Genomic DNA, 20,634 nt, shown 5'->3' with positions numbered 1-20,634 from the left:
AGAGTTTTCCGTCCTAGACGTAGCCGTAGACCGCTGAGGTGGCGCCACCGGAAAGCTGCGCGTAGCCCGGACCCCGATCGAAGAAGGGTTCGTTCTCACCGCGCTCCGAGCGCAACTGATCCCGTAGCTCCGTGGTAGCAGCCTCGTCGACCGACGGCTCGTCACCCTCGATCACGACAACACCGTAGTCGTCGCGTGCACCCTCCACGGAAACCTTGCGCCACTGAATGTCTCGCAAGACCTCCTCGATCGGGCGCTCCAGTGGATCTCCCCAACCGCCACCACCGGTGGTGCGAATCCGTACGACCTCGCCCGCCTTGATCGGCTCGGCATCGGTCAGCGCGTCGAACTCACGCTCGTTCGGTCCACCCGGATCCAGGACCACGGAGAACGGCCGACCGGCCTTGCCGCCCTTGACTCCCCAGCAGGCGAGGATCGAACGATCCGCAATGGACATGAAGTGCGCATCCTTGAGCATCCGGATGTGCTTCTCGTATCCCAGGCCGCCGCGGTAGCGTCCGGCTCCGCCGGAATCCATGGCCAGACCGAGCTTCTCGACGATGAAGGGGAAACGGCTCTCGGTGAATTCGGTCGGCAGGTTCCGTGAATCGGGAACGACGTGAATCGTGTCCTCACCGTCGGCGTAATAGCGTCCGCCCGAACCGCCGCCGAGCACCTCACGCATGAGGTACGAGTGACCCTCGAAGTCTTCACCGTAAACACCGGTGTACCTGATGGTCTCCTGGTCGGCGGGCATGTTGCCGTCCACGGCCTTGGCGACGACGCCGGCCAGCACTCCGAGAAGACGGAGGATGACAAACGTGCGAGCGTTGGTGGGGGCAGGGAAGATCGGGGTGATCAATGTTCCCTTCTCGGGGAACTTCATCTCGATCAGCGGTACGACGCCCTCGTTGACATCCAGTTCGGCCATGCGCTCCGGGGTGTCCGCGAGGTTACGCAGAATCGGGGCCAACCACTTGATGAGGAAGTTTCCGTCCGCGTAGTCACCGCAGTGGTTGATCGGGCCCTTTGCCTGCGGTCCGGTTCCGTTGAAGTCCAGGATGAGTCGCTCGCCGCCCTCGTCCTCCGGCCGCGTCTTCGTGAGCGTGATGCGCTGGATGTGGAGCATCGGCTCGTCGACGCCGTCGTGCTCGGCGTAGTCCTCCCACGTGTACTCACCGACCGGGATCTTGCTGAGGATCTCGCGGCGGTACGTCTCGGTGGTCGCGTCCATCATCGCGTCGAAGCACGACTCGACGGTGTCGACGCCGTAGCGCTCGAACAATTCGGTGAGTCGACGCGCACCCATCAGGCACGCCGAGCACTCGGCGTCGAGGTCAGCTGCGAGAGCGTCCGGCATGCGGGAGTTACGCGTCATGATGCGCAGCGCCGCCTCGTTGGGAACTCCCTGGTCCCACAGTTTGATCGGCGGAACCATCAGTCCCTCTTCGTACACCGTGGTGGCGCCGGACGGCATGGAGCCGGGGCAGCAACCGCCGATGTCGTCGTGGTGACCGAATGCCTGAACGAAAGCAACAACCTTCGGCTCGGCATCGGGAGTGACGCGGACGAAGACAGGCACCGTGACGCAGAGGTCGGGGAGATGGCCGATGCCCCCTTCGGACAGGTAGACGTCGTTGTGGAAGTACACGTCTCCCGGCTTCATCGTCTCGAGTGGGAAGTCCCGGGCGATCGGATGAACCAGCGCGGAATACGAACGGCCCGTGAGCTTGCGGAGGTTCCGGTCGTGAATACCGGCGCGGAAATCGTGAGCGTCACGGATCATCGGCGAACGCGAGGTGCGCGAAATGGAGGTCTCGACCTCCATTTCCACGCTGGCGAGGTAACCGGCGACGATCTCGACCAGAATCGGATCAGGTGACGCGCCGTCGGTAGCGGTGAGTCGGTACGGCTTGGCCGCGGTGGCAGCAGCAGCATCGAGAATGGCGGTCATCACTTCACTCCGTTCGAGTCGGAAGACTTCGAGATACGAATGTTCCCGAAGGTGTCGATACGTGCCGAGAATCCGGGGTGGATCGGGACAGTCGAGCTGAACTCCTCGATCACGGCCGGTCCTTCGATGACGTCACCCGCACCGAGCAGCGTGCGGTCGTAGGTAGCAGTTTCGACCCAGCTGTCGAAATACGATTGCCGCGAACCGGTTCGGGCAGTGTCGGCGCCAGTGCCGGCGGGGATCTCCTTGAGCGTCGGACGCTTGATCGGGCCGATGCCGCTCACGCGCAGGTTGACCCACTCCACGTGCTGCGACGGGTCTCCCCGGAAGTCGTAGCCGTACAGTTCGCGGTGCGCCTGATGGAACGCCTCGGCCGCGTCGTCCATGATCTGCGCCGTGACGGTACCTTCCGCCACCGGGACGCGTACCTCGAAGGCCTGACCGAGGTAACGCAGATCCGCAGTACGGGAGTACTTGCGCTGCGTCTCGTCGAATCCTTCTTCGGCAAGCGCGATTTCGGCCTCGCCGGCCAACGCGTCGAACTGGCTCTGCAGGTCTTCAGCCTTCAACCGGTCGTGACGACTGACATGCGTCTGGACGTAGTCGTTGCGGACATCGACCGTCAGCAGACCGAACGCGGAGACGTTACCCGGATTGAGCGGGACAAGAACGTCCTTCAGACCCAGGATGTCGACGAGACGGCAGGCGAGCAGGGAGCCGGAACCGCCGAACGTCACGAGGGTGAAGTCGCGAACGTCGAGGCCACGCTTGACCGTGATCTGACGCAGGGCGTTGGCCTGGTTCCACGCCGAAACCTCGAGGACACCGACCGCACACTCCTCGAAGCCCAGACTGAGCTGTGTTGCAAGCTCTTCGAGGCCCTTGCGTGCCAGTTCTGTGTCGAGGGGAATTTCGCCGCCGAGCAGATGGGGTGGGATGCGCCCGAGCAGGACGTGCGCGTCGGTGATGGTCGGTTCGCTGCCGCCCTTGCCGTAGCACAACGGTCCGGGATCGGCGCCCGCCGACTGAGGGCCGACTCGGAGGGTGCGTTCCGGCGTCATCCACGCGATCGAGCCACCGCCGGCGCCGACGGTCACGACGTCGATCATCGGGATCTTCGAGGGGTAGTTGCCTACTCGCCCTTCGGTGGTCAGCGCGGGCTCGCCGCGAACCACGACGGTGACGTCCGTCGACGTTCCGCCGCCGTCACAGGTCAACACCTGCTCGACGCCGGCCGCATCGGCGATCAGCGCAGCACCGAGAGCTCCGGCAGCCGGTCCCGACAGGACTGTCGTAATAGGCTGGTGAACAACCTCTTTGGCCGACAGGACACCGCCGTTGGACTTCATGACGTAGAACGGGATGTCGCGGGGTTCACCGTCGGTGGTCGAGAACTCACGCAGACGATTCGCGATGTTGTTCACGTAGTTTCGGATGTTCGGCTTGACCGCGGCGTCGACGAGAGTGGTGATGGACCGCTCGTATTCGCGGTACTCACGAAGCACCTGGCTCGAGATGCTCACCGTCGCATCGGGGAAGACCTCGAAGAGGATGTCGCGAACGCGCTCCTCGTGCGTCGGATCGGCGTACGAGTGCATGAGGCAGACGCCGATGGTCCGGATGCCGCGGTCCTTGAAGAACTGCGCTGCGCTGCGGACGCTCTCTTCGTCGAGCGGACGAATCTCGCTGCCGTCGAAGGAAAGCCGTCCACCGACGGTGCGTACACGATCGGCGGGAACGATGCGTTCGGGCTTGACCCAGAAGTACGAGTTGCCGTAGCCGTCCGGCACCGACTGACGAGCGATTTCGAGAACGTGCTCGTAGCCTTCGGTGGTGATGAAGCCGAGGTTCTCGACCTTGCCTTCGAGCAGCTTGTTGGTCGCAACGGTCGTGCCGTGGCTGACCGCACCGATCGAGTCGCCGCTCTCGCCGAGCTTGGCGAGTACCTTCTCGATACCGGCGAGAAAGCCCTCGGCGGGGTCCGCCGGGGTGGACGGGGTCTTGGTGGTGACGATGGCGCCGGTTTCGTCGTCCACTGCCACGATGTCGGTGAACGTTCCGCCGGTATCGATACCGACCCGAATCTTCCTGGGTTCCACGCTTCCTCCTGAGATCTTTGGCTCGTCTCGTCTGGTACCGATCGACGGTTGCGGCCTAGCCGGTGAGTGGCTCGTACCTGACGTGTAGTGCTATTCCACAGGTTCGGAAGGGCGGATTCTTTGTCACAATTCGCCGAATCGGGGGGCCAAGGTTCGGCGCACGATCACGAGCGGATCTTCGCCGGCGCCCCCGTGGGTTACGCGGACGTGAAAAACGCCCCGAACCTGGTCGGTTCGGGGCGTTTCCCTCATCGTGAATCAGCTGTTGACACCTGAGTGAACTACTCGCGACAACCAGAACGCGCCAGGAATCCGCCTATAGCAACACCTGACAAAGCAATGGCTGCGCCGACGACGGCGCTGACCATCACCGTGCGAGCATCTGTGCCGCCCGCTGTCGGTGCAGCGGCCGGAAGAACCGCCGGTGCCGCGACAGCTCCGGAGACTACCGGCGCGCCTTCGACCGCCACTGCCGGTATTGCCGCCGCCACGGCGGCAGTGACCTTCTCGGGGATGCCGTTGGCAATGACGCCGTCGATGCTCTTGAAGAACACCCCGGCCATCTTCTTGGCTACACCGGTGATCATGCGCTGCCCGACGCCGCCGACCATCCCGCCGACCACGGCATCGGCGTCATACGAAAGCAGCGTGCCACCCTCGTTCTCCGTCAAGGTGACCGTGACGTCCGCCTTCACCGTGCCGGGAGCACCAGCCCCCGAAGCCGTCATGACAAACGAATTGGGCCGATTCTGTTGCGACAGAACAACCTCGCCGTCGTAGACGCCCTTGATCGACGCAACTCCCGCCATGATGGAGAGCTTGTAATGATTGTCTGTGAGCTGCTCGAGCGACTGCACACCGGGAATGGTCGCGGCCAGTACACGACCGTCCTGGAGCTTGTCGTAGACCTCTTCGCGAGGTGCCGTCAACTGCGCGGTGCCGGCGATTCTCATGAATTCTCCTCTGATGACGAACCCGCATGTGCGAGTCGAAGTTCGAACAGTTCGGACGGTGAAATGGGCATGGACGTGATCGAGATTCCTTCGGCGTCCTCGATGGCGGCCGCGATGACGGCGCTGGTGGGGATCACACCGGCCTCACCGGCACCCTTCATTCCGAGTGGGTTGAGCCCTGACGGCGTGACGGTGTGATCCATCTCGAGCGAATCCGGCATCTCGGTGACGAACGGCATCAAGAAGTCCATGTACGACGCGTTGAGCATCTGCCCGTGCTCGTCGTAGACGATCCGCTCGTAGAGTGCGCCGCCGATACCTTGCGCAACTGCGCCCATGACCTGGCCTTCTACGATGCGGGGGTTGATCACGTTCCCGCAGTCGTGGATGACAACGTAACGACGGACCGTGATCTCGGCTGTCACGGGATCAGTTTCGACGATCGCCGCGTGCACTCCCGAAGCGAAGGTGGAACTGGGCGGCGAGTAGTAGCCTGTTGCTTCCAGACCGGGCTGCTCACCCTCGGGAATCGGCGGCTTCGACATGTCCGTGTCGGTCTTGGCGAAACCGGTGGCCAGCTTCGACTCACGGTCGAACGCATATCGTAGCGGGTTCGACAGCACGGCAACAACACTCAGCGGTACGGACGTACCTTCCACACCGGCTTCGGTGCCGATCTTGCACACGTGGCCTTCCCGGAGTTCCAGTTCGGTTTCCGGCAGATCCAAGATTCCGGAGGCGATCTTCTTCGCCTTCTCCGCGACCATCTGCGCCGCGACATGGAAGGCCGAACCCGACATGACCGCACCACGCGAGGCGAAAGTGCCTACGGCATAACCGAACCGGCGGGTATCACCCGTGACGATCTCGACGTCGGAGACCTTGACTCCGAGATCGTCCGCGACGATCTGGGCGAAGGCGGTCTGATGTCCTTGGCCTTGCGTCGTCAAGCCTGTTGCCGCCTTGACCTTTCCGGACGTCTCGACCACGACGTGTGCACCCTCGTAAGGCCCCGGGCCGGTTCCCTCGACGTACGCACCGATACCGATGCCGACCGACCGCCCTTCGGCGCGAGCCTTCCTCTGGTACTCGGGAAATCCGTCCCAGTCGATGAGCTTCTTGAGCTTGTCGATGCCTGCCTGGTAGTCGCCCGTGTCGTAGATCAACGGGCGTCCGTCCTGGAACATCAGGCCGAAGTCGTACGGCATGTCCTCGGGGCGAATGAAGTTCGCCTCCCGCACCGCGATCTTGTCCTTGTTCAGGTACTTGGCGATGGCGTCCATGGATCGCTCCATAGCGAACACGGCCTGCGGACGTCCGGCGCCGCGGTACGGGGTCACTATGACCGTGTTGGTGTACAGCGAATAGGCGTTGACCCGGAACGACTTCGGCTTGTACGGCCCGAGAACCTGCGTCGCGGTGTTGATCATGACGATGATCCCGTACGGCAGGTAGGCGCCGTTGTCGTGCCAGAACGTGAAGTCGAACGCCAACAGACGACCCTCGTCGTCGAATCCGATGTCGACCTTCTGGATCTGCCCACGCTCGTGCGCGCTCGAGATGAAGTGCTCACGGCGATCCTCGACCCACTTCACCTCACAGGAGATGCCGGCCTGGCCGAGGCGTCGAGCGGCCCACGTGATCATCACTTCTTCGGGCCACGGGTGAACGATCTTGACGCCGAATCCACCGCCGACGTCAGGAGCGATGCAGTGAACCTTGTTCAGCGCCATCCCCAATCGCGCGGCGATTGCGGCGCGGGCGGACGTGGAGGTCTGGGTGGAGGTCCAGAACGTGAGGGTGTTCTCGTCGCCGTCCCAGCGCGCGTAGACACCCTTGCCCTCCATCGGCATGGAAGCCGAACGCTCGATTTCGAGATCCAGCGTCAGTCGGTGCGGCGCGGCGGCCAGTTCGGCATCCAGATCTCCGAACCCGTGCTGCAGGTGAGCGGCGACGTTGTCCGGAACGTCGGCGTGGACGGCGTTGGCGGCGGTGCGAGCGACGTCGATCCCCACTACAGGCTTCAGCGCCTCGTAGGTGACGTCGATCTTCGCGCAAGCGTCCTCGGCGATGTACCGGTTGTCGGCGACCACCATGGCGATGGCTTCGCCGACATGCTTCACCTCGTCCTTCGCGAGGGGATACCCGTTGCGCGGAGCGATGATTCCCGGATGCGGAATGAGCAGTGGCAGGTTCTCCGCCATTTCCGGCGTGTCGGCCAGGAGATCTTCGTAGGTGTAGATGGCATGCACACCAGGCACTTCCAGCGCCTGGTCGATGTCGATGTCGATGATTCGCGCATGAGCGTGCGGCGACCTGACGAATGCCGCGATCAGCGCGTTGTGGCCCAGATCGTCGAGGTATCGCCCCTGACCGCTGAGCAGACGCGTATCTTCCTCGCGCGGAATCGGTTTACCGAAGAACTTGCCGTCGTCGGCAACCGAATGATCGGCCGTCGAATGATCGGAAGCCGGGTGCTTCGCCCCGTTGCGCTTTGCTGGTTTGACCGGAGTACTCATGCCTTACCCGCCCGTCCTCCGACGGGATTCGTCGTTCCCCGCACCTTGCGATCCAACGCCTCCCGAGTGGACGCGTCGTCGATTCCGAGCGGGAACTGCCCGGCCCGTTCACGCTTGATCTCGGCTGCGCGCAGAACCGACGCCCTGATGTTCTGGTATCCCGTACAACGGCAGAGGTTTCCCGCGATCGCGTCGGTTGCTTCCTCACGTGTGGGATTGGGGTTCTCCTCGAGAAACGCCGCGATGGTCGTCACGAATCCCGGTGTGCAGAATCCGCACTGCAGACCGTGACAATCCTTGAACGCCTGCTGAACCGGATGCAAAGTACCGTCCGGCTCGACGAGGCCTTCGACGGTCGTGATCGATCGACCTTCGAGGCTGGCAGCGAGGACGAGGCAGGACCGAACCGGCTTTCCGTCGAGCAGCACGGTGCACGCACCACACACGCCGTGTTCACAACCGACGTGCGTGCCCGTCTTACGGAGGTGGTGACGAATGGCATCCGAAGCCAAGGTGCGGGAGGGAAGAACGACGGTGCTCGTCACCTCGTTGAGCGTGAACGTCACGGCCACATGGTGCTCACCGGTGTCTGCTGCCAACTCGGCAAGTTGATCATCGATGGAGCGATCGTTTTTGGACATTGTCACCACTTTCCTGCCAGTACTGCGTTCTCACTGAGAGCATCCGTTGCCGCCGCGAAGCCGACCCGCGCCGTGAGCGCGGACACCAACTGCGAGCGGTACGCCGCCGTCCCGTGAATGTCTGCCTCGGTATCTATCTGCGCGCGGGCGCATTCTCCGAGAGTGCGCCATCGCGGGTCTCGCTGATCCGTCGCGGACGCCCCCGCCAGCACGTCCGTGTAGTCCACGACCTGCCCCAGCTCTCCGGCGGACACGTACGTCATGTGCGCTTCGGCCACCAGACCGTCGACCACGCGAATCCGGGCGACGACGCCGACCAGTGCATAGTCACCGTGACGACGCGCGATCTCGTCGATGGCGGTCCCCACTCCGGGTTCGGCGCCGGGCACCGACACCGACACCGCGATCTCGTCCGATTCCAGGCTCGACTCGAGAGGACCGGCAAAGAGATCCGTCGACGCGATCTCGCGGGTGCCACGCACCGACTGGACGGTCACGCTGCCGCCGAGCAGTGTCAGGACTGCCGGCATCTCCGCCGACGGGTCGGCATGGACGATGGAACCGACGCTCGTCCCGCGGTTACGGATCGTGGGGTGCGCTACCAACTGCAGAGCACGGTTCAGTAGAGGCTGAACTCGACGAGCACCTTCGTCGGCCGCCAGCACCGAGTGCGTGGCCAGGGCCTGGAACCGCACTCCTTCGTCTTCGGACGAGGTCACCGAAGCGAGGTTCGGGATCGATCCGATGTCGACGATGTGGGCGGGCGCGGCGAGGCGCATGGACAGCAGCGGCACAAGCGATTGCCCACCGGCGAGCACCTTCCCCTCGTGAGAGACCTCGGAGAGGATTCGGCACGCGTCCTCGACCGAGGACGGTCGGTGATAAGTCAGCGGCGACGGTTTCATTACTCAATCCTGCCTCTATGAGTCACTTCACGTTTTGTGCAGATGTGACAACGGTCACGGGTCATACCTGGCATACATTCAACTTGGCATCACGTGAGCTGCGCCACGGGCTCTTCCCGTTCGTCATCTGACGTATCCGGACCCGTCGTGGAGCCCGGTCGCCTGCCGGGCTCCGGCCTGTTCAGTTCGGGGTTCCTGGACCCGACGAACTGGCAGAAGTGGTACATCACGATCAAGACGATGGTGCCGAGCGCGATGCCTCCGAGTGAGAACGTGTCACTGAACTTCAGAGCCGTGTCGCCGATACCGATGATCAGACCGGCGGCGATCGGCATCAGATTCAGCGGATTCCCGAAGTCGACACCGTTCTCTTTCCAGATCTTGGCGCCGAGCAGACCGATCATGCCGAACAGAACCACAAGAATTCCGCCGAGAACGCCGCCGGGAGTCGCCGCCATGACCGCCCCGAACTTGGGGGAGAAGCCGAGCAGGATCGCGATGACACCCGCGATCACGTACGCGGCGGTCGAGTACACCCGAGTGGCCGCCATGACACCGATGTTCTCGGCGTGTGTCGTCGTGGGAGAGCCGCCTACTGCGCTGGCGATGGCGGTGGCAAAACCGTCACCGGCAATTGCGCGTCCGATGTACGGGTCGAGATCGTCGCCCGTGATCTCGGCGACGGCCTTGACGTGACCGGCGTTTTCCGCGACCAGTGCGATGACACCGGGAAGGACCAGAACGATGAACGTGAGGCTGAACGAGGGAGCGTGGATACCGACGATTCCGTTGGCTTCGTCCGAGAACGGCGGCAACCCGAACCATGACGCCGAGTGCACCGAATCCCAGTTGACACGAAAGTGCTCGGTGGGTGCTCCACTACCGCCGGCGGACGTGATCGGACCGGAGACCCGGTCGAGGACCCACGAGAAGATGTAGCCGAAAACCAGCGCGACGAGAATGGCGATACGTCCCAGGAAGCCGCGTAGCGCAACGCTCATCACGATCAGGGCAACCATCACGATCAGTGCCACCCATTGGTCCTGCGGCCAGTACAACCCCGCGACAACGGGCGCCAGGTTGAAACCGATCAGCATCACCACAGCGCCGGTGACCACCGGCGGTAGCGCTTTACTGATGACGCCACCGCCGAGAAAGTGGATGGCGATGCCGACGAATCCCAGAACCAACCCCGACACCAGAATCGCACCGGTCACTTCCGCCGTCGTTCCACCCTGAGCACGAATAGCGGCAACGCCGCCGACGAAGGCCGCCGACGTACCGAGGTAACTGGGGACGCGTCCTTTGACCACCAGGAGGAAAAAGAGCGTACAAAAGCCCGACATCATCACGGCAAGTTGAGGATTGAGCCCCATGATGATCGGGAAGACGAACGTCGCGCCGAACATCGACACGACATGCTGGCCACCCAACCCGATGGTTCTTCCCCAACTGAGTCGCTCGCCGGGAGCGACCACTTCACCGGGTCCGATGTTCTTTCCGTCTCCGTGCAACGTCCAGATCGGCATGACGAGACCTTTCGCGAAGGAGGAAGGTGTTCGAAATGCTTTGTGCCCCAGCTCACAAACACCGTGTCTGGAGTGAAACGCTAATGCAGCAATCAGATTTGGACGTGATGACAATCTGCCAGAACCCACTCGCCGAGATTGGCAACAATGGTGGCAGATGACGCGGGCAGGGGTCATCGTCAGTGCTGGAGACAGTTTCGACCGAAATGAGGACCGCGCCGCGAAGGGTCCAAACATTTTCTTCGGCTTAATGATTCCGTAACACGATGTCTGTCAACGGAAAACGAGGTACCTAGCCGAGGGCTGCGAGGATCCCTGCTGCCATCTCCGCGACCTGATCATCGGTCATCACGAACGTCGGCGAAATCTGCATCGCACCCTGACCCGCCGCGCGACCCGAAATACCGTGCTCACGCAACGTCTTCACGAACAGCAACGCCTCCGCCGGATCAGCCAACTGCACCGCAGCGACCGCACCGAGCCCACTACGAACCTCCGCCACCCGCGGATGCTCGGCCAACGGCTGCAGATGCGTATGCAACGACGCCTCCAGACGCTTGGACTCCCCAAGCAAATTCTCACGCTCGAGAATGTCGAGGTTCGCCATCGCCGCCGCAGCAGCACCGGCATGCCCGCCATACGTGTAACCATGACGCCACCACGAACCCGCATAGAACGGCTCCGCCACCCGCGGCGCGATGAACACCGCACCCATCGGAACGTAACCGGACGTCAAACCCTTTGCCGTGGTCATCATGTCGGGCTGCAAATCGAAACGAGTAGACGCGAACCACTCGCCGCCGATACGACCGAAACCGGTCACGACCTCGTCGACGACAAACAGAATGTCGTGCTCGCGGCAGATGTCGCGCACCTCGGCCAGGTACCCCTCCGGCGGAAGATACACCCCACCGGCACCGATGATCGGCTCCGCGAAGAACGCGGCGATCTTGTTCGCACCGATCCTCTCGATCAACTCGAGCAGACTCTTCGCATCATCCCAGCCGACCGTGGCCGCATCCGCCATCAGCTCGCCGTAACCCTCACGGTTCACCGGAATACCCGCCAGAGCCGTTCCCGCAACATGCATTCCGTGGTACGCCTTCTGACGACCGACGCTGATCGCCTTCTCCGGCTGCCCCACCTCGTGCCAGTACCGGCGAGCGAGCTTCGCCGCAGTGTCCACCGAATCCGAACCACCCGAAGTGAAGAAGATCTTGCTCCCGGCAACCGGCGCGATCGTCGCCAACCGCTCCGCCAACACCTGCGTGGTCTCGGGAACAAAATCACCGAAATTCGAGAAATGAGCGATCTTCGACAACTGAGCCGCCACCGCATCCGCGATCTCCGTGCGCCCGTGCCCGACATTGGTGAACCACAGGCCCGCCGTCGCATCCAGATACCGAGTGCCCTCGCGGTCCCAGATGTACGCGCCCTCACCGCGAGAGACGACAAACGCGCCGTTCTTCTCCACAGCGCCCATGTCCGCGAACCCGTGCCACAATGCCGAAGCCATCGTCGTTCTCTCCCAACTGGATACGTTCGAAATAGATTAGGTCAGTTCACGCGGAGTGCGGGAGGAAGAACCCGCTCGACCCACTGGGTTGCCTGCTCGAATGCGTAGGCGAGTTGGAGTACGTCCAAGTCGGCTCCGTGCCGACCGATGATCTGGATACCCATGGGAAGCGAACGATCGTCGAAGCCGACCGGCATCCCCGCAACCGGAACCCCGGCCATCGTCCAGGGAACAACCGTCTCCATCCACCGGTGATACGTGTCCATCGACCGCCCGTCGACGTTCTCGGGCCAGTGAGTGTTCTTGTCGAAAGGAAACACCTGAGCACTCGGCGCGAGAATGTAGTCGTAGGTTTCGAACATCTTGGTAATGGCCGACAGCCAGCCGTTGCGGGCCTCCGCAGCCTTGGTCACGTCGAGTGCCGAGAGGGTGACCGCATGCCCGAGTTCCCACAACAGTTCGGGCTTCATCAACTCACGCAAGCTCGGATCGTTGTACTGATCGATCAAACCGAGCTGCGCCCACCAACGCCATCGCAGGAACAGTTGCCAGATGTCCTCGGGTTTGAAGTCGGGAAGTGCTGCCTCGACGCGGCACCCCAACTGTTCGAAGACCTCGAACGAGGATTCGCACAACTCGAGAACTCCAGGTTCGGTTGCCAGGTAACCGTTCCAGTCACCGACCCATGCGATCCGAGAGCCCTTCAGATCCCGTGCGAGGCTTTCGGTGAACACAGCGGGATTCTCACGAATCCCCAACGGTGCATAGGCATCCGGCCCCGCCATCGTAGAGAGAAGGTGAGCCACGTCGGTGACGGTTCGGCCCATCGGACCCACAACAGCGCCCTGAGCGATGAATCCCGTCTCCGGTATCCGACCCCAGGAAGGTCGAAACCCCACGACGTTGTTGAACGCCGACGGGTTTCGGAGCGAACCCATGTAATCACTTCCATCAGCCACCGGCAGCATGCGAAGCGCCAACGACGCTGCGGCGCCTCCGCTGCTACCGCCGGCAGTGCGCGAATTGTCGTACGGCGACACCGTCGTACCCCACACCGGGTTGTACGTCTGGGATCCGAGCCCGAACTCCGGTGTGTTCGTCTTGCCGATCACGATGGCACCGGCAGACTTGATCCGCTTGACGAACAGGTCGTCCTCTTCGGCGATTCGATCCGCGAACATCGGCGACCCGGACGTGAACGGCAGACCCTTGGCTGCCGAAAGATCCTTCACCGCATGCGGAAACCCGTGCATCCAACCGAGATACTGCCCACTCGCCAACTGCGAATCACGCTCGCGCGCCTCCGCCGTCAATGCTTCCCGATCCCGCAATGCGACGATCGCGTTCACCGCCGGGTTATGAACTTCGATCTGGTCGAGGTAGCTGTCCATCACCTCGACACACGACACTTCACGCCTGCGTATCAGACCACTGAGCGTGACCGCATCGGCCATGACGAGCTCGCGATTCTCGGGCGCACCGGAAACGCTCTCGTCGACAGGGTCAGCAGCATGAACCATCGTGAATCCTTTCAAGCAGTGAAGTGGGTTGCGCCGGCAGAATCTCGGTCGGATTCGCCGCCACCGGCAACTGATTCGAGGACGAATTACCGGTGGCGGCGCGCGACTGTCGAAGTTTCCAGCGAGGTTCTTACCGGCTACTGACCGAGATCGACGATGGCGGCGACAGGGCCGCCGCCCTCGGGGCCCTGATGCGCTGCCGAGACCGAGACGAACACTGCCGGATCACCGGTGACAGCTGCCGTGACTCCACCTACGCACGACTTGATCTGGCGGTGCCAGTGCACATCGGAGTCGTCGAGCATCGCATTACGACGGCCGCGGACCGTTCCGTCCTGGCTGGCCTCGCACTTCAAGAACACGTTGACGAGTTGACCGTCCAGGTCGCTCGAGTGCGGCCGCTCCGGAAGTTCGAGTCCGGCGTCACGGATCGCCGCCCAGATGCCGTCCTGGTCGAGCGGATCCTTCATCACGCTGTGGCCGATCCGGTAGCGTCCGCCGACGCCACGTGCGTTACCGACGACAACGATCTGAGCACGGTCCAACTCGACGCCGGACGAGCAGGATGCAACAGAGGAGAAGAGCTCGCGGCTGTGCATGACATCCTCGTCGGTCGGCATGTCGATTTCGCCGAGTGCAACCGCGATTCCGAGCGCCGTACCGCCGTTGGACAGGTCCATCGACTCATGAGTCTGTTCGGTCCACACGGTCTTGCCGCGACTCTTGGCGTCACGGATGGTGTGGATTGTCAGCAACGGAGTCTTGGTCTGTACGTAGTGCACGTCGGCGGGATCGGTGATGCCGGCATCGGTCATCGCATCTTTCACTGCCGCAGCCACTTTGGTGATCATCGCGGTACGACCGATGTCCTCGGGCAGCAACTGCTCACTCATGGCGACACCCACGGTCAGTCGCGGCTCGTCGGTCTTGGTGACCTTGTCTGCCGGTACCGTCGCGAAGATCGTCGCGTGCGGGCTGATCACACCGTCCGTGCCGCCTGACCAGACGATCGGTACCTCGGCCACCTCTTCGGGGCTGCGATTACCCTTGGCGGAGAGAACCTCTCGAAACGCTCGGTCCGCGATGATGCGCGTGTAGTCGTTGACGCCGCCGTTACCCTCGGTTTTGCCGATGACTGCAATGACGCGGTCGGCCTCGAGGACACCGTCGTCGATCAGCTTGGCGAGCTCACTGGCGTCGGAGACGCTGTGTAGCGGAACCTTACGGACCTCGATTGCTTCGGGCATTGGCATCTCCTTGTATAGGGAATCGTGGAGGCAAAATTGGGCCTTGACAGCTCCTGGCGCCCAGCCCAGCCGAGCGGTTCGGAACTGCCATGCCGACTACGCTATGACGACTCGAACCCTTCGGCATCGTCAATAGTTGCCCAAACGAAAACCGCGATTGGTTATTTCGACTCCAATTCACCGGTTGTGCGCCGCCCCATCGGTTCTCACTTACGATTCGACCATGGACACCACTGTTGTCGACCATCCGCTGGCGGCATCGCTGCTCACGACCATGCGCGACGCTCGCAGCGACAACGCAACTTTCCGGTCCGCCTTGCGCAGACTGACCCATATGTTGGTCTACGAGGCCATGCGCGGCGCAGAAGTGGAACAGTTCGACATCGAGACGCCAGTTGCTCCGACGCTGGGAGTGCGGCTGGCAAATCCACCGCTCCTGGTACCGGTCTTGCGAGCGGGCCTCGGCATGGTCGAGCAGGCGAGTGCCCTTATTCCGCAGGCAGGCGTCGGTTTCGTGGGAATGGCACGAGACGAGAAGACACACCAACCGGTTCCGTATCTGGAGTCCCTTCCCGCTGATCTGTCGGGCACCCCCGTCTACGTCCTCGATCCGATGTTGGCGACCGGTGGATCCATCATCCGCACAATCGATCTGCTCATTGCACGCGGAGCCACCGATGTGACTGCAATATGTGTCGTCGTGGCTCCGGAGGGGATCGAAGCACTGAGGAACTCCGGACATCCAGTCAGGCTCCTCACTGCGAGCATCGACGACGGCCTGAACGAAAATGCTTTCCTGGTACCTGGACTCGGAGACGCGGGCGATCGCCAATTCGGACCACGGTAGTTGGCAGACATACGGAGAACCACTCATTTCGAGAGGCTATTTTCGTCAACTGTTGACAATGTTCGTCGCGTGATCGAGCGTAGTCTCGCGACATGGATAGATCTGCCAAATATTCGAGCGAAGAGCTTCAACATTTGCCAGAAGGTGGCGACTACAGACTGACGGTTCGGGATGTCCTCGAGCTGCCCAGTCTGCGTGGAGCCGAAGTCCTTGCCGGGCACGGGGGCTTGCGCCACCTCGTTCAATCGGTGAACGTGATGGAAGTACCGGACATCCTCGCTTGGGTGAAGCCGAACGAACTGTTGGTGACAACCGGGTTCCCGCTGCGTTACGGGCGAACCGGAGAGCTTCTCGACGATACAGATCTCAGCGACCTCGTCGACGGTCTCGCACGCCGAGGAGTCGCGGCACTTGCCGTTAAAACGGGCCGCTATCTCGACGAACTGCCGGAAGCCATGCTGCACATGGCAGAGCAGCGAGGGCTGCCGTTGTTGGTTCTTCCCGTCACCGCAGGATTCGACGAGGTGATCTCGGAGGTCTTCACCAAGTTGGTGGCGAAGCAGTCTGCGGCACTCGACATTGCCGATCGTCTTCACCGCTCGTTGACGTCGATCGTCTTGGAAGGTGGCGATCTACCCCAGATTGCCGCGGAATTCGCCGCGCTTTTCGACGTCAGCGTTCTCATCTGCTCGCCGGACGGAAGAGTGTTGACGGAGGCCGGAGATTCAGCCGCGCTGAACGCGCTTCCGTTGTTCGAAAGCACCGGTCGGTTCCTGACCGAACGGGTCGCTGTCGGTTTACAGAACGCGCCCAAAGGATTTCCTGGTCAGTTGGCGCTCACCCGGGTGGTGGCCGGCGGCACCGACCACGGCCGAATGGTCGCGTACGCCGGCACCCACGAACTCGGCGCAGTTGTCGTCCAAGCGCTGGAGCGAGCGGCCACCGTTGCTGCGCTGGCCGTCACCAAGCAGCTGGCAGTTGCGGCAGTGGAATCCAAATTCCGCGGCGACTTCCTCCGCGACGCACTGATAGGTGAAGCCGGCTCGCCGGCGGAAGTGAGCGCGCACTTCACCCAGTTGGGGTGGGATGTCACTCGTCCACTTGCCGTAGTGGTTGCAGAACTCGACGTCGATCACCCGGAATCCCAGCACGCGAATTCCACGCGCACGGACCAAGATCGACTCAGCGACGGCTGGCAACAAGTGGTACGCACCCACGAGCGGACGGCACCCTCCGTCGGGTTTCGACACGAGGTGGTCACGCTTTTCCCCACCAGCACCGACCGTGCGGTTCGGGACATCGAAGGGTTGGTGCGCAAGGTTGCCGGAGATCGCACCAGCGGCCGCCGCTCCTTCAGCACGGGAGTGAGCCGGGTGATCTACTCCCTGGCCGATCTACCTGCTGCCTACGACCAAGCCTGTACGGCCGTGGTCGTCGGCCGACGTATCAACGGGCCGGGCCAGATCGCGCACTTCGACGAACTCGGCGTACACCGACTCCTCTCGCTCCAGACGGACAAGAGCGAACTGCGTTCGTTCACCGATGACGTTCTGAAGTCCCTGTCGGCGGACAACGCCGAAGCCGCAGATTTGCGTCTGACACTCCAGACGTTGCTCGACTGCAATTGCAATGTTGCCGAGGCGTCCCGGGCACTGCATATGCACTACAACACTTTGCGATACAGAATCGGAAAGCTGGAGAGCGTCGTCGGATCGTTCACCGACGACCCCGTCCTTCGATTGAACGTCTCACTCGCCCTGCAGGTCATGAAGATGCACGAAATGTCATGAAGATGCACCCAATAGGCTGACAGAACGCCCCAATTACGGTTCGATACAACCGCAATCGCGCCGTGCGTTGAGCGTTCGTCACTTCTTACCCACCACTGATACCCGTCATCGGCAAGGTTACCCATGTGCCGTTGACCGGTGCGCGCTTACGGTTCGAAAGACGGGCCGCACATACCTCCTTCAGTGGCCCTGGCCGATTTCTCGGTCCAGCGGACCGGAGTCGACCGAACTACGGAGGCCTCAACCACCAACTGGCTCAGCCAATTACACCAGAACACGGCGGTGCGACATGAACTCGACTTCGAAGCCTCACAACACAAGTGCTCGTAGTGGTCCGCTACACGACGTGATTGTCGTCGACCTCACGCGCGCACTCGCGGGTCCTCACGCGGCAATGATGCTCGGCGATCTGGGTGCCGACGTGATCAAGGTCGAATCACCTCACGGTGGCGACGACACCCGTGGGTGGGGGCCGCCTTTTGTGGAGCCACCGCTGGAACCACCGAACACGCAACGGGAATCGACGTATTTCCTGTCCACGAACCGGAACAAGAAGTCGATCACGCTCGACCTCAAATCCGACAGCGGGCGCGCAACCCTCGAAGATCTTGTCTGCCGCGCCGACGTTCTCATGGAGAACTTCCGCACCGGAGTTCTCGATCGACTCGGATTCTCCACCGAGCGGCTGGCCGAACTCAATCCTCGACTGATCGTCCTGTCCATCAGCGGTTTCGGCCACGACGGCCCGGAAGGTGGCCGCGCCGGTTACGACCAGATCGCCCAGGGGGAAGCCGGACTCATGTCGCTGACCGGCTCGAGCCCGGACGACGTTCAACGAGTCGGAGTTCCGATCGCCGATCTTCTCGCCGGAATGTACGGGGCGTTCGGTGTCGTCGCGGCTTTGAAGGAACGCGAACAGACGGGGAGAGGCCGTGTCGTTCGAACGTCGCTCTTGGCCAGCGTGGTCGGTGTTCACGCGTTTCAAGGAACGAAGTGGACCGTCGCCGGCGAGGTAGGCACAGCGCAAGGCAACCACCATCCCTCCATCGCACCGTACGGACTCTTTCGTACCGGCGATGGCGCAGTACAGATCTCGGTCGGCAGCGAAAGCCTGTGGAGAAGATTCTGCGAAGGGTTCGAACTCGATCCCGACGCCCCCGGTATGGCAACAAACGCCGAACGCGTCGAGAATCATTTCCAGGTCGTCGAATTGATCGAACGTACCTTCAAACCGTATTCGCGTGACGAGCTTCTGACCGAACTCGACCGCATCGGAATACCGGCAGGACGGGTTCGGACGATCTCCGAAGTGTACGAATGGGAACAGACCCGATCACAGGGATTGCTCGTCGACGTCGACCACAGCACGCTCGGCAACATCACTCTGCCCGGTCCGCCGCTTCGATTTTTCGATCCGGACGGAACCGAGGTGACGGAGACCCGGCACACGGCACCGCCGGTGCTCGGTGAAGACACTGACGAAGTCATGTCGTGGCTACAAGGATTCACCCGATGAACCGCCTGACGGCTCGCGACTTGCTCGACCTGGTGATCGATGCCGGCACCTGGGAGTCGTGGGATACCCCTCCGATCCCCGTCGCGACCGACTCCGATTACGCCGAAGCACTTCTGCGGGCGCAGGAGAAGACCGGGCTCGACGAGTCCGTCCTGACCGGAAGCGCCTCCGTCCGAGGCCGCCGTGTGGCAATCATCGTCTGCGAGTTCGGTTTTCTCGGCGGATCGATCGGCGTGGCGGCGGGCGAACGCCTCGTCGTCGCCATCCGTCGAGCGACGCAAGAGCAGCTGCCCCTTCTTGCGCTTCCCACCTCCGGAGGAACGCGTATGCAGGAGGGGACAACGGCATTTCTGCAGATGGTCAAGATCACCGCGGCGCTCATCAAGCACAAAGAAGCGCACCTGCCCTACATCGTCTACCTCCGAAACCCCACCACCGGAGGCGTATTCGCGTCCTGGGGGTCACTCGGTCACGTGACGATCGCGGAGCCAGGAGCCCTCGTGGGATTCCTCGGCCCCCGGGTGTTCGAGGCTTTGTACAACTCACCTTTCCCCGTCGGTGTCCAGACAGCGGAGAACCTTCACGAGCACGGACTCATCGATGCGGTGAGGCCGCCAGACCAGCTCGCCGAAATCGTCGACCGCGCATTGCGCATCATCACCTCGAGACGTCGTGGGTACTCGTTGCCGAGTGACCCGTGCTCGTACGATTGCCCACCCGATACGTCGGCGTGGGAATCCGTCGTCGCATCCCGACGCGAAGACCGACCGGGGATCCGGGAAGTGTTGCTCAATTCCGCCTCGGACATGCTCCCGCTCAACGGAACCGGCCAAGGCGAGAACGATCCCGGCATCATGCTCGCGCTCGTTCGCTTCGGCGACATGCCCTGCGTCCTTCTCGGACAGGACCGACGCGGGCAGACTGCTCACTCCCCACTCGGCCCCGGCGCTCTGCGGGAAGCTCGGCGAGGGATGCGGCTTGCCGCAGAGCTCGACCTGCCGTTGGTGACGATCATCGACACGGCAGGCGCGGCACTGTCGAAGGAAGCCGAAGAAGGTGGATTGGCCGGCGAGATCGCTCGGTGCATAGCCGACATGATTTCACTCGAGGTCCCCACCATTTCCCTCCTGCTCGGGCAGGGCACCGGCGGCGGCGCCCTGGCACTGATTCCGGCCGATCGAGTGCTGGCGGCCCGCCACGGTTGGCTCTCGCCCTTACCTCCCGAGGGGGCGAGCGCGATCATGTTCCACGACATCACGCACGCTCCGGAGATGGCGGCCGGTCAAGGGATACGGTCCTTCGATCTGCTCACGGGCGGCATCGTCGATCGGGTCATCCCCGAATTTCCCGATGCCGCGGACGAATCCGCCGCCTTCTGCACTCGCGTCGGAGCGGTACTGCACTACGAGCTGAGCGTGCTCAGTGCTACCGATGCGACTGAACGGCTCATCACCCGCACCGAACGCATCGACCGTATCGGCCTGGTCGAAGCCAGCACTGCCGTCTGATCGATCAGTACACAGAACACGCACACACCGCGAAAGGCCGGACATCCTCCAAGGAGGATGTCCGGCCTTCGACAATCGAGCACACTCAGC

14 protein-coding genes are annotated in these 20,634 nt (G+C 62.5%); 4 read left to right on the top strand and 10 right to left on the bottom strand.

Features of this window, described 5'->3' with window-relative positions:
- Positions 1–13: 13 nt before the first annotated feature.
- From RE4_RS22565 to bar, 10 genes are all read right to left on the bottom strand, one after another.
- The gene (locus tag RE4_RS22565; RefSeq protein ID WP_060939377.1) at positions 14–1,954 is read right to left on the bottom strand and encodes a hydantoinase B/oxoprolinase family protein; all 1,941 of its coding nucleotides are present in this window, start codon (positions 1,952–1,954) and stop codon (positions 14–16) included.
- Complete coding sequence (locus RE4_RS22560) at positions 1,954–4,053, bottom strand: hydantoinase/oxoprolinase family protein (protein ID WP_019746087.1); 2,100 nt, start codon at positions 4,051–4,053, stop codon at positions 1,954–1,956. Before RE4_RS22560 ends, RE4_RS22565 begins: the two co-directional genes overlap by 1 nt.
- A 281-nt stretch (positions 4,054–4,334) precedes the next feature.
- Positions 4,335–5,006 carry an SRPBCC family protein gene (locus RE4_RS22555; RefSeq protein ID WP_003946004.1) on the bottom strand — a complete coding sequence of 224 codons (672 nt, stop codon included), beginning with the start codon at positions 5,004–5,006 and terminating at the stop codon, positions 4,335–4,337.
- Positions 5,003–7,525 (bottom strand): aerobic carbon-monoxide dehydrogenase large subunit, encoded by a 2,523-nt coding sequence (cutA, locus tag RE4_RS22550; RefSeq protein WP_060939376.1) that lies wholly within the window; start codon positions 7,523–7,525, stop codon positions 5,003–5,005. The genes RE4_RS22555 and cutA overlap by 4 nt, the downstream gene beginning before the upstream one ends.
- On the bottom strand, positions 7,522–8,166 hold the full coding sequence (locus RE4_RS22545; RefSeq protein WP_029256750.1) for a (2Fe-2S)-binding protein: 645 nt from the start codon (positions 8,164–8,166) through the stop codon (positions 7,522–7,524). The genes cutA and RE4_RS22545 overlap by 4 nt, the downstream gene beginning before the upstream one ends.
- Positions 8,167–8,168: 2 nt before the next feature.
- Positions 8,169–9,071 (bottom strand): FAD binding domain-containing protein, encoded by a 903-nt coding sequence (locus tag RE4_RS22540; RefSeq protein ID WP_019746091.1) that lies wholly within the window; start codon positions 9,069–9,071, stop codon positions 8,169–8,171.
- An 89-nt stretch (positions 9,072–9,160) separates the two neighbouring features.
- On the bottom strand, positions 9,161–10,600 hold the full coding sequence (locus tag RE4_RS22535) for a uracil-xanthine permease family protein (RefSeq protein WP_020909747.1): 1,440 nt from the start codon (positions 10,598–10,600) through the stop codon (positions 9,161–9,163).
- A 292-nt stretch (positions 10,601–10,892) separates the two neighbouring features.
- Positions 10,893–12,116 (bottom strand): aminotransferase family protein, encoded by a 1,224-nt coding sequence (locus RE4_RS22530; RefSeq protein WP_060939375.1) that lies wholly within the window; start codon positions 12,114–12,116, stop codon positions 10,893–10,895.
- 41 nt (positions 12,117–12,157) lie between these two features.
- Positions 12,158–13,636, bottom strand: a complete 1,479-nt coding sequence (locus RE4_RS22525) for an amidase (RefSeq protein WP_060939403.1) — start codon at positions 13,634–13,636, stop codon at positions 12,158–12,160.
- A 137-nt stretch (positions 13,637–13,773) separates the two neighbouring features.
- The gene (gene bar / locus RE4_RS22520; RefSeq protein ID WP_060939374.1) at positions 13,774–14,883 is read right to left on the bottom strand and encodes a barbiturase; all 1,110 of its coding nucleotides are present in this window, start codon (positions 14,881–14,883) and stop codon (positions 13,774–13,776) included.
- Between the two features lie 223 nt (positions 14,884–15,106).
- On the opposite strand from bar, the gene upp reads away from it, so the two are divergent.
- From upp to RE4_RS22500, 4 genes are all read left to right on the top strand, one after another.
- On the top strand, positions 15,107–15,730 hold the full coding sequence (upp, locus tag RE4_RS22515) for a uracil phosphoribosyltransferase (RefSeq protein WP_019746096.1): 624 nt from the start codon (positions 15,107–15,109) through the stop codon (positions 15,728–15,730).
- A gap of 92 nt (positions 15,731–15,822) precedes the next feature.
- Positions 15,823–17,520, top strand: a complete 1,698-nt coding sequence (locus RE4_RS22510; protein WP_003946020.1) for a PucR family transcriptional regulator — start codon at positions 15,823–15,825, stop codon at positions 17,518–17,520.
- A gap of 289 nt (positions 17,521–17,809) precedes the next feature.
- Positions 17,810–19,036 (top strand): CaiB/BaiF CoA transferase family protein, encoded by a 1,227-nt coding sequence (locus tag RE4_RS22505; RefSeq protein ID WP_020909750.1) that lies wholly within the window; start codon positions 17,810–17,812, stop codon positions 19,034–19,036.
- Complete coding sequence (locus RE4_RS22500; protein WP_020909751.1) at positions 19,033–20,544, top strand: carboxyl transferase domain-containing protein; 1,512 nt, start codon at positions 19,033–19,035, stop codon at positions 20,542–20,544. Before RE4_RS22505 ends, RE4_RS22500 begins: the two co-directional genes overlap by 4 nt.
- Positions 20,545–20,634: the final 90 nt, after the last annotated feature.

Origin of the sequence: Rhodococcus erythropolis NBRC 15567, assembly GCF_001552595.1 — a bacterium.
Taxonomy (GTDB): Bacteria; Actinomycetota; Actinomycetes; order Mycobacteriales; family Mycobacteriaceae; genus Rhodococcus_F; species Rhodococcus_F erythropolis.
Note: the sequence above shows the minus strand (reverse complement) of the source record. Positions and strands in the feature narration are given on the sequence as shown.